Source organism: Dysgonomonas termitidis (assembly GCF_042654545.1).
GTDB lineage: Bacteria > Bacteroidota > Bacteroidia > Bacteroidales > Dysgonomonadaceae > Dysgonomonas > Dysgonomonas termitidis.
In genome coordinates, this window is sequence record NZ_JBHSGN010000078.1 from 52600 (window position 1) to 67713 (window position 15114).

Annotated in this window: 13 protein-coding genes and 1 pseudogene; 8 read left to right on the forward strand and 6 right to left on the reverse strand. The window is 39.0% G+C overall.

Annotated elements, in window-relative coordinates; all coding sequences use genetic code 11:
* Positions 1-217: 217 nt before the first annotated feature.
* From ACFO6W_RS13500 to ACFO6W_RS13510, 3 genes are read right to left on the reverse strand one after another with little or no spacing between them, the layout of a single operon-like run.
* The gene (locus ACFO6W_RS13500) at positions 218-2278 is read right to left on the reverse strand and encodes a TraG family conjugative transposon ATPase (protein ID WP_379997277.1); all 2061 of its coding nucleotides are present in this window, start codon (positions 2276-2278) and stop codon (positions 218-220) included.
* Positions 2263-2607 carry a DUF4133 domain-containing protein gene (locus ACFO6W_RS13505; protein ID WP_379997279.1) on the reverse strand — a complete coding sequence of 115 codons (345 nt, stop codon included), beginning with the start codon at positions 2605-2607 and terminating at the stop codon, positions 2263-2265. Before ACFO6W_RS13505 ends, ACFO6W_RS13500 begins: the two co-directional genes overlap by 16 nt.
* 42 nt (positions 2608-2649) lie before the next feature.
* Entirely contained in the window at positions 2650-2946 is a 297-nt protein-coding gene (locus ACFO6W_RS13510; protein ID WP_379997281.1) for a DUF4134 domain-containing protein, read from the reverse strand.
* Positions 2947-3318: 372 nt separating this feature from the next.
* Here ACFO6W_RS13510 and ACFO6W_RS13515 point away from each other — a divergent pair, with 372 nt between their 5' ends.
* Genes ACFO6W_RS13515 through ACFO6W_RS13535 form a run of 5 tightly spaced genes read left to right on the forward strand, consistent with a single transcriptional unit; the run spans position 3319 to position 9422 of the window.
* Complete coding sequence (locus ACFO6W_RS13515; protein WP_379997283.1) at positions 3319-4587, forward strand: metallophosphoesterase family protein; 1269 nt, start codon at positions 3319-3321, stop codon at positions 4585-4587.
* On the forward strand, positions 4574-5563 hold the full coding sequence (locus tag ACFO6W_RS13520) for a hypothetical protein (protein WP_379997285.1): 990 nt from the start codon (positions 4574-4576) through the stop codon (positions 5561-5563). The genes ACFO6W_RS13515 and ACFO6W_RS13520 overlap by 14 nt, the downstream gene beginning before the upstream one ends.
* Positions 5556-6566 carry a TRAFAC clade GTPase domain-containing protein gene (locus tag ACFO6W_RS13525; RefSeq protein WP_379997287.1) on the forward strand — a complete coding sequence of 337 codons (1011 nt, stop codon included), beginning with the start codon at positions 5556-5558 and terminating at the stop codon, positions 6564-6566. Before ACFO6W_RS13520 ends, ACFO6W_RS13525 begins: the two co-directional genes overlap by 8 nt.
* 2 nt (positions 6567-6568) lie before the next feature.
* The gene (locus ACFO6W_RS13530; protein ID WP_379997289.1) at positions 6569-7399 is read left to right on the forward strand and encodes a TRAFAC clade GTPase domain-containing protein; all 831 of its coding nucleotides are present in this window, start codon (positions 6569-6571) and stop codon (positions 7397-7399) included.
* Positions 7389-9422, forward strand: a complete 2034-nt coding sequence (locus ACFO6W_RS13535; RefSeq protein ID WP_379997291.1) for a GAP1-N1 domain-containing protein — start codon at positions 7389-7391, stop codon at positions 9420-9422. The genes ACFO6W_RS13530 and ACFO6W_RS13535 overlap by 11 nt, the downstream gene beginning before the upstream one ends.
* A 26-nt stretch (positions 9423-9448) precedes the next feature.
* Here ACFO6W_RS13535 and ACFO6W_RS13540 read toward each other — a convergent pair whose 3' ends face one another.
* From ACFO6W_RS13540 to ACFO6W_RS13550, 3 genes are read right to left on the reverse strand one after another with little or no spacing between them, the layout of a single operon-like run.
* Positions 9449-10141, reverse strand: coding sequence for a DUF4122 family protein (locus ACFO6W_RS13540; RefSeq protein ID WP_379997293.1), 693 nt, complete (start codon positions 10139-10141; stop codon positions 9449-9451).
* A gap of 2 nt (positions 10142-10143) precedes the next feature.
* A complete protein-coding gene (locus ACFO6W_RS13545) occupies positions 10144-10557 on the reverse strand; it encodes a DUF3408 domain-containing protein (protein WP_379997295.1) in 414 nt (137 codons plus the stop codon).
* A 4-nt stretch (positions 10558-10561) separates the two neighbouring features.
* Entirely contained in the window at positions 10562-11317 is a 756-nt protein-coding gene (locus tag ACFO6W_RS13550; protein WP_379997297.1) for a ParA family protein, read from the reverse strand.
* A gap of 812 nt (positions 11318-12129) precedes the next feature.
* On the opposite strand from ACFO6W_RS13550, the gene mobA reads away from it, so the two are divergent.
* The 3 genes and pseudogenes from mobA to ACFO6W_RS13565 form a co-directional block, all read left to right on the forward strand.
* Positions 12130-12564 (forward strand): conjugal transfer protein MobA, encoded by a 435-nt coding sequence (mobA, locus tag ACFO6W_RS13555; protein ID WP_379997299.1) that lies wholly within the window; start codon positions 12130-12132, stop codon positions 12562-12564.
* Positions 12549-13820, forward strand: a complete 1272-nt coding sequence (mobB, locus tag ACFO6W_RS13560; RefSeq protein WP_379997301.1) for a conjugal transfer protein MobB — start codon at positions 12549-12551, stop codon at positions 13818-13820. Before mobA ends, mobB begins: the two co-directional genes overlap by 16 nt.
* Positions 13821-13903: 83 nt before the next feature.
* A pseudogene (locus ACFO6W_RS13565) lies at positions 13904-15055 on the forward strand (YWFCY domain-containing protein); the annotation flags it as partial.
* Between the last annotated feature and the right edge of the window lie 59 nt (positions 15056-15114).

The following is a 15114-nucleotide window of genomic DNA, read 5'->3' on the forward strand; positions in this document are numbered from 1 at the left end:
CCTAGCTCCCAGAGCATATAATGCTTACGCTCGTTGCCATTCCCTCACGGTTCAGGCTTCTCCTTTCGGAAGGGCTTCATTGTCGGGACAGCTCTCACACGAGTTCATTACTTACTATCGCATGTGCCCTAGGCTACTGCTGACGAAACAGCAGGTTCAATCAAATTATCGCACTCCTGCAATAACCAGTTGAACAATCACTCACAAGACTTACATGTCACAGCCAGGCCTCTTCGCATATAAACTGTTTCCGGACGCCTTCCAGGTGGCGTAACTTATTGATAAAAGCTTCCATAATGATAATCGTTACAACCGGGAAAAGGTCGCGGTTCTCTTTGATAGCATCGATTTCGAAGACGATAAAGCGTTTGTTCAGCAGGTCCAGTTCCTTGTCCGAGTTCAGCAGGAAGTCGAAGCGCCCGCCCCGGTAATATTGCCGGAGGGTAGTCAGCAGGTTATCGATATTGAAGTCAGCCTTGCTTACCTCTATCTCCCTTTCTTTCAACGCGGCCTTATACTCATCCCGCATAAACTCATAAAAAGTGTTGAAGCTTGGGACAATACTACTATCGGTCTGGATCTTTGTGATATATTCATCCACAGCGCTGCCCAGTTCTCCCGATTCGGTCTTGGTGATCTTATCGTCCTCGCTCTTCCAAAGGGTCAGCAGCAAGGTTCTCAAACTGTCCTTTTTCTCCACATCGAACTGCCCGTCGTCGGTATAGAACGGATTGAACGAGATCGGCTTTTTTTCGGTATAGGTAAAGTAAATCCCGTCTTCCCCTTTGGTCTTGCTGCGGATCATCTCACACAAGCCCTGATAAGAGTTTCCCGTATCGACAAGGACGACATGCGTGCCCTGCTCCCAATACTGTCTGACCATATGGTTCATAAAAAAGGACTTGCCGCTACCCGAAGGCCCCAACACGAACTTGTTACGGTTGGAGATAATCCCTTTCTTCATCGGCAAGTCGGATATATCCACATGGAGCGGCTTGCCTGTTACCCGGTCTACCATCTTAATACCGAATGGAGAAGGTGAACTTTTGTAGTTTGTTTCCTCCACAAAGAAGCACAAGGCCTGCTCGATAAAGGTGTAAAAGCTCTCTTCACCCGGGAAATCCCCCTGGTTACCCGGAATACCCGCCCAGAACAAGGTCGGCGTATCGACCGTATTGTGCCGGGGCTTGCATCCCATCAAAGCCAACTGGCTGCCCACATCGTTTTTGATTCGGCCTAGTTCTTCTTTGTCCTCGCTCCATGCCATTACGTTGACATGGCAACGCACGGAGGTTAAGCCGAAGCTATGCGCATCATTGAGATACTCTTCGATCCACTGCTTGTTTATCTGGTTTGAACGGCTGTACCTTGACAGCGAGTGCATATTCCTTGCCTGCCTTTCAAAACGTTTCAGGTTCTCCGCATGGTCATCGATAAAGATATATTGATTCACCATATGGTTACAGGTCAGCAATACCCCGATAGGGGCTGCGAAAGACAAACGGCAGTCGCTTCTATCCGTGGATAGCCGTTCATAACGGGTATCTGTCTCTACCTTGCCCGGCAGGTCATCCGCATCCGAAAGGGTATGCAGGCACAGATACTTGTCCCCGACCTTCATTTCGCCCGCACCGAGCGCCATATCCTGTAGACAGGTCGTGTCATTCTGCGATAAGGAAAAATACTTTTCGATAATGCCTGCCGCTCCCGTCCCTTCGGGATTGGCCGGGGATTGGCCGCCTACAATCTCATCGGTAGTCAATCGATGCAGTTTAATAAATCCCGAATCGTTAATAATCCGTTCGAACTGCCCGACTGACTCCAGGAATTTTTGCGCCGTTTCCCTGTCCTGCATTTCCTTTGGGACGATAAAGCCACGGGTAAGAGCTGTAAAGCTGCTTTGCTGTTTAGCCCGCTCTTTGGTTGTCTTGGTCAGAAAGAGGTAGCAAGTGTGATTCAAAAACGGCCGTTCGTTGAAATGACGCTCGAAACTGCGGGACAGGAAACTGATGTCTTCCTTTTGCAACTCCGGTTTGTAATCCTCTTCGGTAAACCAGTCTTGTTTACAGACAACCGAATAGTTGGGCAATACTTTTATCGCTTTTGCCCAAGCCGCGTGGATCGCTTCGTATTCGGGAGAGGTGACGGTAAACAGTTCGGGCAGTTCTATCCGGTAGGCGACCGTTATATCCGCGTCTTTACTCAGGATACAGTCATGCTCTACTGCCAGTAGCGGAAACTTGCTCTCTAATGTAGCTGCTGTTAGCGTATTCCGCATAGATCCTCCTTTCTTTTGATACGGGAGATAAGTCGAATAATGCGCCTGCGGTTGATGATATAGCGGGGATGGTTACGGATAGCCTGCAACTTCATGAGCCCGAATTCCCCGTATTTATCATTCAGGTAAAAAGTGCACCAGACCAGTGTCCCGGCGGTAACAACCCCGAACCCGATGCAGATCAACTGGCTGATGCCGACCATATACATAATCACAAAGACTACGAATACGCCCAGCAGCCCGCCTGCGAAGATGAACAGGTACTGCGATTTGAGGCCCTTAAACTCAGCGGGCTTGCCGATTCCTTTATTGATTGAATATGCTGCCATTCTTTTTCGTTATTAAAAGATTAATAAGAGGATCTGTGACCCTTACAGGAAAAAAGATCTAAGAATTGTAGCGGCTACAATCAGGAAGATACACGCCCCGAACCACGAGGCGGCGGTCTTGGAGGTGTCGGGGTCGCCACTCGAAAACTTCGAGTAGACTTTTACCCCTCCGATGAGTCCTACAACGGCCCCGATGGCATAGATAAGTTTGGTGGCCGGATCGAAATAGGATGTCACCATATTGGTGGCGTCGGTGATGCCCTGCATGCCGTTGCCCTGGGCAAATACTCCCAACATACTTAACAGTAATACTGCTGAAAACAATACTCTTTTTTTCATTGTCGAAATATTAAAAAGTGATACAAAAAAATGAATCCGGCAGCGAATATATAGTGTATAAAATGTTGATTTAAAGCCCTGACGATATGTTACACCGTATGTCATCACGTGTCATCGATATGAAAAATAGATTGAACTATTTTATCGGAGGAATAAAGACTCTTAATTACAATAAAGATTCTATAAGTTACAATTTATGGCTCATATATTAATATGATTCAATTAAGAGGCATTTATTTAAAATCAGTCAAGTATGATTTTTTATAAGATAGAAATAATTATTTTCTTACACTTTCTGATTAATTGCTGAATATATCTATGTAAATTTGGGCTTATTTATTTTATATCCTTGATTCTTAAGCTAGGTTATATGTGGATTTTAATGTAAAATATGATTTGAGTATAAAATATAAAAATATGCCTTTACGACTACTACATTTCTCTGACATTCATTTTTATAATTATAAAGATGCTAGGTGGGATAAGGATAGAGAAATTCAAAACGAAATAATCCAGGATTTATCTAGAGTATTGAAAGATGATAGTACACAGATAAATCATATTTTGATCTGTGGAGATATTGCATTTTCGGGTAAAGATGAAGAATATGAGGATGCCAGCCAATGGATTAACAATGTTTGCCTAAAAACAGGTTGTGAAAACCAAAACATTTTTTTAATACCTGGAAACCATGATGTCAATAGAAGCCAAATTAGTCTTGCATGTAATGAATTGCGTTCAGTATTAAGGGAGCAGAATATTGAAAAATATGATGATTTATTAGAAAAAGCATGGTTAAGAAAAGAAGATAAAGATGTATTATTATTGCCTTTTATTCCCTATTATAAGTTTGTTAAAAAGTATCAGATAGAGCATGATCATATTTGCTGTGATAGAATTCTAGATATTGACGGAGTGTATAAACTAAAAATTAGGGGGATCAATAGTGCACTTCTGTCATATATTCCTGAACTTGATGATGATCCAAATCATGATATGGCAAAATTATGTATTGGGGAGATTCAAGCCTTAATATCAACCCATGAAGAAAATGTAATACATTTATCAATGTGTCACCACCCTATACAATGGTTAAAGGATGGAGAAACGATAAAAAAACTACTAGATAGTAGAGCTTCAATTCAATTATTTGGGCACGAACATAATGCTAAGACTGAATGCAAGGAAAATATTCTTAAAATATATTCAGGAGCAATGCAGCCATCCAGAAGTGAGCATCCTTATGAACCTGTATATAACATAATTGATATTTCAATTGAAAATGAAAAAATGAAAGTTGCGATAAATTCTCGAAGATGGAGTATTGATACACGTACATTTGAAGAAGCAGAAAAAGTTATATATGAACTAGAGCCAGATTTGAGAAAAAGTATAATTAATAACAGGAAACAGTCTCAAAATATTAAAAAGACTGATGAATCTAAAGTTTGGTATGAATATTTTAGCATGAAAAATCCACTCGAACAACTTCAAATAGGAAAAGAGCTCAATGTTACTTCTAATGAAGATGAACTATTGCCTATGTTGGATAGAGTTGATCTGATATATAAACGTTTAAGGGAACAAAATAGACTTGTTGAATTATTAACTTTAATAGGAACAAAATATGCTGGAAAGTAAATTAGTTAGCTGGTATCAGGTATTAGGTGAACAATCATTAGATCAAGATAAACTCAATAGCAGAATTGAAGTTCTTGAGGAGATTTATAAAAATGAAAAATTAGATTTTCTTCTATCATGTTCTCGGTATTATCTGCTAAACAAAACGAACGAGGAATTTCTCACAAAGTTCATAAAATATTTTGATAGTAAAAGTCCTATATATACTATTGAAAGTAAAGAAACTGAGCAAAGAATTCTTGCAGGAGCAATATTATACAATTCTGTTGTATTGAAGAATAGGAGAGATTATAAAGTATGTATTGGTTTAGTATTCGATACTCTCACGTTCTCAACGAACCTTGAATATTTAAATAAAAGTATTGTTGATGAAGTAAAGAGTACATTGACTGAAACAATACTTAACAATAGGGAAATAGAGTCTGTTTCTAACTTGAGAAGTGAAAAAGAAGTTAATGAGACAATATCAAAGGTTATATCTGCCTTTAATAAATTAAACAAAAACCAACAAGTGTTGGGAGATGAATTAAATTGCTATGGATGGCTCATTAGCGATATTTATGCAGGAGACCAGCAAAAATATGAAGGACGTAATAAAGTTGAGTTAGCTTTGATATTTGGTAAAGAACTTAGTGATTGTACAACTATTAACTTGCCCATGGCTAAAGTTGATGTATTAATAGAAAAGAAGTACCAGATTTGTAAAATTGATGTAACTGAAACGAAAATACTATTTAATAATTTCGTTAATGCAACTTTAGATTTCAATAATCTTCATATTTCTGATGCTGCGAATTTATATTGTCCTATTCTGTCTGCACTGAAATCACTTGCCGATACTGAGCAAAAAGATTCTTTTCTAAAGTTAATTAAAGATCAGTTTAGAGTTAATTTTGAGTTGGAATTAACTATTAGCTCTTATGCTAAAGAGGTTTACAACGAATGTCTATTATATAAATTATTAAACAATGCCTGAGGATATATTATCAAAGTTGAATGCTGTTACAGAGGACGAAGATATAACATCAAAACTGGATGAAGGGGAAAACGACTCTGAAGATGATGATGAATTGGGAAACATTTCAGAAAAACAAAATAGTACAGAACTAGCAGAAGGAGATTCGGAGGAGATTAGTACTATCCATAACGGACTTCGACTAGACACTGATGGACTAAAATCGTTAATGTCAGAAAAATTGACAAGAGTAATAGTTTTTGCTGGTTTACCTGATGCTGGTAAAACAACATTATTGAATGCACTTTATCAACCATTGGTGAAAAAGGGTACAATTGCAGAGTATGAGTTTAAATCATCTTTAACGTTAGCTGGTTTTGAACGAAGAGATGCACTATGCCGAATGTCTTCAGGGAATAATGAGCCCACATTTGTGAGGACTAAATCTGGAGAAATGGACATTCTACATTTAGAGATATGTAATCCAAATAACACTATCAATTTAGCAATTACAGACTTATCTGGTGAAGATTTTAAGGACATGTTAAAATCTTCAATATTCTGCAAAGAATTTACTTTATTAAAGAGAGCTGATTCTTTTTCTTTATTAATTGATGGCGACCAAATCACAGATTTGTCTAAGCGTAATTACATAAAAGTAAACAGCCTAAAACTATTAGACATTTTTATTGAGGAAAATATGCTGAGTTACAGAACAAAAATTCATATAATATTTACGAAATGGGATATTATAAACACTCGAATCAAAGGGGATGCCAAACATAAAACTTTTATAGATAATATGAAGAAACAAATCGAAGATAAATTATCTATGTTTGAGCTAGTCTTCCAAGATTTTACAAGAGATAATATTTTTAGAAAAAATTTAGATGAAGCTATAGACATTGATTCTTTTTTTGAATCATTTGTAATGAAAAAAAATAATTGGGAATATAGTGCTGAAATAAAGGGCAATAAAGCCGAACAGGCATCTGTAAAACGATACTTTTCAAAAATAAAATAATAATGAGTGAGCAAATTAGTACAATTCTTGTGGGGTTACCAGGTTCAGGTAAAACGTCTTTTATCGCTGCACTATGGCATATTTTGAATGAAAAGAAGCATTCTTTGAAATTAAACATTCGGCAATCTGATAGAAAATATTTAGAGGAAATTCATGCTAAATGGGCTGTGTTTGAAGAGATAGAACGTTCAAATACTGGAACATTTTATTCTATTGAATTAGATATCATAAAAGATGATAGTAAAGTTTTAAAACTAAACTTCCCCGATGTTTCAGGGGAGTTATATAAGGATATTTACGATAGCAGAACAATAAGTAGTAATTTATCGAAAAAAATGATGAATACAAATTCTATTTTATTGTTTATTCATCCAAATTCATTAAAAGTCGATCGGTATATTGGAGATGTAGTCAAACCAAATGAGATTGACGAAGCGCATGTAGAAGAGCAAGACTTAAGCAATTTAACTAACTTTGAAATATCACAATCGCAAGCAATAATAACTGATTTAATCATTGCTCTGAAAAATAGAAATAAAATAAAAAACATTGCAGTTATTGTCTCTGCTTGGGACACGATTAAAGACTTTACACCAGAAAAATATATAAAAGAGAGTTGTCCGTTATTCCACATGTTTCTTAAAAACTCTGGTATTAAATACAAAATATGGGGAGTTAGTGCTCAAGGGGGAGATTATAAAAATAATCAAGACATGCGACAAATTCAAGAATACGAAGATTTAACAGAGAGAATAAGAATTGTAGATTGCGAAGGAGAGAATAATGACATATCTTTACCTTTAAATTGGCTTATTGAGCAAAATGAAAATTGAACAGGTCTTACATGGATATAAAGATGGGCATGAGTTACTAGCTTCATCCATATCATTATCAGTTAAAGATGCTAGATATATGCGTATTCAGAGCGATATTTCTGGTAATTTATCTCTTGAAGATTATTATCTAAAAGGTTATCCTTTATTAGAGGAGAAATTCTATGTAATAGCTACTACATGGTATGCTCCTGAAATGAAACGTCCTGGTTGCGTGTGGACGCATTCATTATTAATACCTTTCGAAAGTCTTTTCAAAATAAACAATTTCAAATATATAATAAGGAATTTATTTGTACGCCCTGATACAGGTAAAGTTTTTTCGTCATACAATAAATCATTAGATATAGGAGACAATTTACTGGTGAATATGAATCCTGAGATTCAATCTTTATCTTCTATTCTCAATCAAGCATTGTACAATATATTCTTTTCATATTTTGCAACTGATAAGCCTATTATAGCTCAATATGCAAGAGAAACAGATTTGGAGGAATATATTATTTCTCTATGGAATATACTTCCTTATAATCAAAAGAATAGTTTTTCTTTTACCATGGGAACAACTGAATTAATAAAATTGAATGAAGATGTTAATCCTGATATTCAAATTCTAAAGTCATCAAATAATAGACAATTCATAAAGAGCTCTATATTTGAAGTAATTCCCAATTTAAATAATAAAGAACTTCGTATTGATGATAATATTTTATATTTAACGAGATTATCAGAAAAAATCCCTGCTTCATATTTTGCATTTTTGCAAAATTTTAGTAAAGATGTAAGCAGAGGTAAACAACAATCTCTATCCATTTGTAAATTTTACAAACTCTTAACAGACAAGAATATAAAAATATCTGAAACTGAAATTATAAAATTACTAGGAGAGTCTTTTATATCCCCAACTGAGGCAAGAAAGCTCAAATTTTCATTAATTGGAAATAATAATCTTAATCTCTTTGATGAAGGTAAATTGTTATTTGGGTTATTAACCAGCCCTTATCTTAAATCATTTAATTTAACTGATTTAAATTATGAACAACGATTAGTTAGATTTATATCAGATAATTCGATTGATAGCTTAAAATATTTCTCAAATGCAATAACACAATCAGAGATAATCCCAAATACCGAGTTACATAAATATTTGTTGCTTTTAAGCAAGCACCTAACTCCTGATTTATTACAAATAATGAATAGTAAATACCGAGAGTTATTAAGTGTTTGTGTAATGATGAATCCTGATATTGTATCTATGTCAGAATATTGGTATACAAACAAACAATTATTATATGAGAATTTCAAAAACTTAGTAACTATAAAAGATCTCAATATTAATTGGCAAGAGATGCTTAATCTTTTCTTGAATGAGAATATTCCAATTGATTACTCTCTTATAGTAGATTATGTACCAAATGCAGCCGTAAATATATTAAATTGGGTTAATGAAAATGAAAAAGATTTACCCGATAACTATTATCTTGTTTTAGAAAAATCTAGGAAACAGGTTGTAAAATGGATTAAGGATAATGACCAAATAAGTTCAAGATTATTCTTCCTCATTATAGATTTAATAAACCCTAACGATAGTCTAACTCTGGAGATTTCACCTCTTCATTGGATGAAGATCATTGAAAAAAATGATATAGACTTTTCCGGAAGGTCTCCCCTAGAAGAAAAAGCTAATTTCTTTCTGGTTGCAATAGCATTTAATTTTCCAATTAAAGAATCCATCATCCTTCTTGAAATTAGTTTTAATTATGTATATACGACAATAATGAACGCTGAATTGTATACTCCTAATTGGGAGTTATTAGATAAGCATACTCCTGATCTCGGATATCATAATTGGGATAAAGGGGAACGATTGCGTATGACAATAGCAGAGAAATTGATATCTGCCAATATGGAAGCCAAAGAAATTAAGAGATTTGTGCATAGCAAAAAAGATAGAGACGATTTCCAAAAAAGATATAAAAAATCTAAGAAAGGCGGTTTTTTCTTTTTTTTCTTTGGGGATTAGATTAGACTACTTTTGTGTCAATCAGTTCACACATACTTTCCCATGTCAAAAGATTCCATACCTTCCGTCATTCTCTTTGATTTTCTTATAGCCAAAGGTTTTCCGTCATCATCCAGACAGTCACCCATTAGTTTTTCCACATTATCCAGGTTGCTTACCTGATTGGTGAAGAATTCAAAGAGGTCGGTATCCTTGATACGGTGTATAGTCGTTGCAGCCTCGATAATTTGCTTTTCATCGTCTGTGGCTACAGTCAATACACCTACGGCATTTGCCATTTCTTCATAAGTGAGTCCGGCTGAGAAGTCCGGATCGAGTCCCGGAGCCAGGTCATCCATCGCTTCAAAACGTTCTTGTTCTTCCTCCAATTCTTCCTGTGTAACAGATGAAGCAGACAAAGCCGATTCCACGTCATCATCCGATATTTCCGGCTCTTCCCCCATAAAACCGGATGGTTCCAGTTTCTCGCTATATGCGGGAACTTTTGCCGCCAATTCAGGATCTTCCAGATAAACAAATGCCGTTTTTCCGACTACATCCGATACTTCTTTTTCCGTTACCGCTGCAATAACAGGTTCCGGGGCATCCTTCGGAGGCCTGACCGGGATTTTATCCCATATGCCGAATAAGTTTTCATCAAATACGATTATCCAGCACCTGTACAGGATATAACCGCATGCAAGCAGCCTGACTGTAAAATGGATATAATTCTCTGTCATAACTATAAAAATAAATCGGTATTATTCCTGTACATATCGTTAATCTCATCCCTGTATTCTTTCAGGTGGTTCTCCAATACATTATCAATAAAATTAGGGACGCTGATGTCTTTGGCGACAATACTGAGAATTTTTGAAATCTTATCGTATAAATCCGCATTGACATAAGTCTGCCTCTTTGTCCCGGTATTCTTTTTTAAGAACAGGGACATATAATCCTTCGGCTCACGCCTGCGCCTTGCTTTGGATTGTACGGCCTCTTTCTCCGGTTCTTCTTCAATATTTCCTGCCGGAACATCTATTTCCGTATCTACCGGTTTTTCCTTTACAGGCTCACTGCCCAGGCGGGGAATATCTCCCGTCATCATGGACTTGATAAGCTCTTCGTCCACATCGACTTCTTTTCTTTTTGCCATACCGTTATAAGTTTAGTATTTTACACAGTTCTTCCGCTAAATCATCGATACAACTGCCTTTCAACAATTTGGGGGGAGGCGGGAAAAGGGTGCTCCTGAAAAATGGTTTTCCTTTCACCGATAGTTCCTTATCGAAGCGCCTCGATTCGGGGAGTACCGTTTCCATGACTTTCAGGTTAAGCCGTTCCATTATTTCGCGGTAGGCGTCATATACCTCCGTACTGGCACGCCGGTCTACCTTATTCCAGAAAAAGAGGAAATCTTTCAGGGGTATCCCGGGCTTTCCTTTCAGGTAATCGAGAACGGCCGTAGCGAACGACATGGTGCTTTGCATAACGATCCTGTCCGCTACAATCGGCGTCAGGACATAGTCCATATTGATAATGGTCTTGAATACACCGTCCGAGGAAAGGCTTCCCGGAAGGTCCACAAGGATAATATCGAGATCAGGATCGGCCTCCAGCAATTCTCCTATCTTATCCCTCGCGCCCGCAGGAGAGGAATCGACAACGGCATAAGCCTTTTTCCGGATATGTTCCCATTGAACCATCATCAATTGCTTGTACTCGTCTGTCTTCCCGACCGTCTGCATATCCCTCTTACGCATGTGGCTTATACTGTGCTGGAGCGTGTCGCAGTCGACGACTGCCACATTTTTCCCTTTCACATAATGCAGGTAACCAGCCAGCAGGATAGTTACCGTCGATTTGCCTACGCCTCCCTTTTGGTTGGACATGGCTACCAATAATGTCTGTTTCATCTTAAAATTGTTTTTAGTAAAAAAAATAATTTGTTTTGTTGCATTGCCTTGCCGCATCCATGCAATGACGTGGCATGGCAGTAAAGCATTGCTATCATATTGCAGGCATGTGACCTTGCGCCCGTGCATCGAAGCGGTCATGCAGGAATGTATTATTGCCCTATGGCATCGAAGCACGATTACTACCTTGCATCGTCACACGGTTGCATTCTTGCGGTAAGACATCAGTGCCTTGCTATTTTGTTGTGATAGCATAGTATTGCATGATTGCACTCCTGCGGTATCGTATTATTATGTTGAAGCGCTGCTACCCTGTCACCATCCTGCATGACTGCAATAGTATATCACTGCCCCGCGGCATCCTTGTCCCGTCACATGATTGCTTTATAGCCCTGCGGCATTATTCTGTTATTGCCCTGATGCACGTTTGCATTATTGCCGCAAATAAAAGCCGAATTCTCCTTTTTACCTCCCTTTTTTTCTTCACTGACGATATATGACACCGTATGTCGTCTTGTTACATAATACGATCTATTTTATACGCAGATGATCGGGCCTAACTTTGCTTTTGAAATGATATACAGTTACGACAATGGCAAAATCACCCTACAAAACAGGAAGATATGCGCGGCGGCCAATAATTTGCAGCAGGCAAATTTATGTTCAAGCGAACATGGCAAGTTGTGTTTCTTGCTGCACGAAATACTTCTTGCAGCGCGAAACAACTTGCCACTCGCCTTTCGGCTCGGGGCGATTTACTCCAAAGTCGTAAATCGTGTATGAATGATTATCAGTAACTAAATATTGTCGGTATGACAGACGATAATAAGAGCAGGAAAAATAAAACGGTGGGACGGAAGCCTAAAAAGGACCCATCGAAATACAGGTATACAGTCAACCTGAACGATGAAGAAAACGACAAATTCCGCCTCCTTCTGGAACAATCGGGAGTCGAGAATATAAGCCGTTTTATCCATCATGCCCTCTTTTCAAAGGAAATCAAGATAGTAAAAGTGGATAAGGCGACGATGGATTATTACATCCGGCTGACCAATTTCTACCACCAGTTCCAAATGATAGGGAACAATTATAACCAGACGGTGAAGGCTTTGAAGACCAATTTCAGTGAAAAAAGAGCGCTCGCTTTGCTCTATAAACTGGAAAAAGCGACCATCGGACTGATCCTTTTAAGCAAACAAATCATAGCGCTAACGAAAGAATACGAAGAAAGATGGTTGCTAAAATAAACAGGGGAAGCTCGCTTTACGGTGCGTTGATTTACAACCAGCAGAAGGTAAACAATGCTGCGGCAAGGGTCATTTCCGGGCACCGGATGATTACGGATATGACCGGGAATACGGATAAAGTCATTCAGCAAACAATGCTTTCATTCGAAAACTACCTGCTTGCCAATAAGAATACCGAAAAGCCGATTTTACATATTTCCCTGAATCCGTCGCCGGAAGATTACCTGCCGGACAAGCAGTTTTCGGAACTGGCTAAAGACTATATGGACCGCATGGGATACGGTGACCAGCCATACATCGTATATATACATGAAGATACCGGACGCAGGCATATACATATCGTTTCGACCTGTGTAAATGAAAAGGGTGATAAAATATCCGACACCTACGAATGGAACCGTTCGATGAAAGCCTGCCGGGACCTGGAACAGAAGTACGGGCTTAAAAATGTCGCCGATAAGAAGAACGAACTGCTCGAACCTTACCTGAAAAAGGCTGATTATGGTAAAGGCGATATCAAAACCCAGATTGCCAATATCCTTAAAAGCGTGAGGAATTCCTACCGTTACCAGACTTTCGGGGAATACAGCGCTTTGCTTTCGTGCTTCAATATAGAAGCCAGGCAGGTAAAGGGGGAACACGAAGGTGTTCCCTTCACCGGTATTGTTTATTCAATTACGGATGATACGGGAAAGCCTGTCAGCAAACCGGTCAAGTCTTCACTCGTTGGAAACAGTTTCGGTTATGATGGCTTGAACAAACGCATGAAGCATAACAGCAAAGAGTTCAGGGCCGGAAAATGGAAACCCCGGATAAAAAATGAAGTTGCCCTGGCAATGCATGGCTCCGGCGGAGACCGGAACAGGTTTGCATCTGTACTCAAGGGATACGGTATCGATGCCGTTCTCCGCGAGAATGAAGAAGGACGCATATACGGGGTAACATTTATCGACCATCATTCAAAGGAGGTCTACAACGGTTCCCGCTTCGGAAAAGAATTTTCAGCCAACCGGTTCAACAGCCTGTTTAACGTGCCTTCGGACGAGCCCCGGCTCACTAACCGGGCTGGGGACGGCAACCTTTGGAAAGACACCCTTGCGGGAGACTTCCCTTCGGCTGCTTCGGAAATGGAATCGGCTATCGAGCAGGCATTCGGCATATTTAGCTTTGAACAGCACGGGGACAATTACGAAGAAATTGCCTTTACCAACCGGATGAAACACAGGAAGAAAAAGCCGCGTGGTCCAAAGCTGTAAATTTTTAAATTAACTAATTCGCTGATATGCTGTTACATTATTGGCACATCGGCACATTTTCAAATTAACTAATTGATTTTATTATGCAACAGGAAGACGATTTGAGGGGATTGGCCAAAGTGATGGAATTCATGCGGGCCATATCCATTTTATTTTGTGTAATCCATATCTACTGGTACTGCTATGAAGCGGTACTCGGTATGGGGATCAACATCGGGGTAGCCGATAAAATACTCCTGAACTTTCAGAAGACGGCAGGCCTGTTCAGCAATTTACTGCTGACAAAAATGTTCGCCGTCATTTTCCTTGCGCTTAGCTGCCTGGGAACAAAAGGAGTCAAGAACGAAAAGATTACATGGGAGAAAATATACGCGGCCCTGCTTTCCGGGTTGGTATTCTTTTTCATGAACTGGTGGATACTGCACCTGCCTTTCCCCCCTGTGGTAAATATGGGACTGTATGCGCTTACGCTTACCACCGGGTACATATTGTTACTGATGGCTGGCGTATGGGTAAGCCGGATGCTTAAGCACGATCTCATGAAAGACGTCTTCAATGAAGAGAACGAGAGCTTTATGCAGGAAACCAGGCTGATAGAGAACGAATATTCGGTAAACCTCCCGACAACATTTTACTATCAGGGCAAGACATGGGACGGATGGATCAACGTCGTTAATCCGTTCAGGGCTACAACGGTACTAGGAACGCCGGGCTCGGGAAAATCCTACGCCGTGGTCAATAATTTTATCAGGCAGCAGATTTCCAAAGGCTTTGCCGTTTATATCTACGACTATAAGTTCGATGATTTGTCGGTGATTGCCTATAACGAGCTTCTTAAGAATATGCACAATTATGAGGTAAAACCTAAATTCTATGTGATCAATTTCGATGACCCGCATAAATCCCACCGCTGTAACCCGATTGCACCGGAATTTATGACCGACATCAGCGACGCATATGAATCGGCCTATACAATTATGTTAAATTTGAACCGCAGCTGGATTCAGAAACAGGGTGACTTCTTTGTCGAATCGCCGATTATCCTACTGGCAGCTATTATCTGGTACCTTAAAATATATAAGGAAGGAAAATATTGCACGTTTCCCCATGCCATAGAATTTCTGAATAAACCCTATGCCGATATATTCACCATCCTCACTTCTTATCCGGCCCTCGAAAATTACCTTTCTCCCTTTATGGACGCATGGCAATCAGGCGCCCAGGATCAACTCCAGGTGCGCCCGTAAGGGTACTCAATAAATATCTCTTTGGCAAGAGATTAGGTTCGCGTTCT

Bases quoted from the DNA above. Each gene is read 5' to 3' on its own strand.
- ACFO6W_RS13500 (WP_379997277.1), bottom strand. From the start codon at position 2,278: ATGCGGAATACGCTAACAGCAGCTACATTAGAGAGCAAGTTTCCGCTA.
- ACFO6W_RS13505 (WP_379997279.1), bottom strand. From the start codon at position 2,607: ATGGCAGCATATTCAATCAATAAAGGAATCGGCAAGCCCGCTGAGTTT.
- ACFO6W_RS13510 (WP_379997281.1), bottom strand. From the start codon at position 2,946: ATGAAAAAAAGAGTATTGTTTTCAGCAGTATTACTGTTAAGTATGTTG.
- ACFO6W_RS13520 (WP_379997285.1), top strand. From the start codon at position 4,574: ATGCTGGAAAGTAAATTAGTTAGCTGGTATCAGGTATTAGGTGAACAA.
- ACFO6W_RS13525 (WP_379997287.1), top strand. From the start codon at position 5,556: ATGCCTGAGGATATATTATCAAAGTTGAATGCTGTTACAGAGGACGAA.
- ACFO6W_RS13530 (WP_379997289.1), top strand. From the start codon at position 6,569: ATGAGTGAGCAAATTAGTACAATTCTTGTGGGGTTACCAGGTTCAGGT.
- ACFO6W_RS13535 (WP_379997291.1), top strand. From the start codon at position 7,389: ATGAAAATTGAACAGGTCTTACATGGATATAAAGATGGGCATGAGTTA.
- ACFO6W_RS13540 (WP_379997293.1), bottom strand. From the start codon at position 10,141: ATGACAGAGAATTATATCCATTTTACAGTCAGGCTGCTTGCATGCGGT.
- ACFO6W_RS13545 (WP_379997295.1), bottom strand. From the start codon at position 10,557: ATGGCAAAAAGAAAAGAAGTCGATGTGGACGAAGAGCTTATCAAGTCC.
- ACFO6W_RS13550 (WP_379997297.1), bottom strand. From the start codon at position 11,317: ATGAAACAGACATTATTGGTAGCCATGTCCAACCAAAAGGGAGGCGTA.
- mobA (WP_379997299.1), top strand. From the start codon at position 12,130: ATGACAGACGATAATAAGAGCAGGAAAAATAAAACGGTGGGACGGAAG.
- mobB (WP_379997301.1), top strand. From the start codon at position 12,549: ATGGTTGCTAAAATAAACAGGGGAAGCTCGCTTTACGGTGCGTTGATT.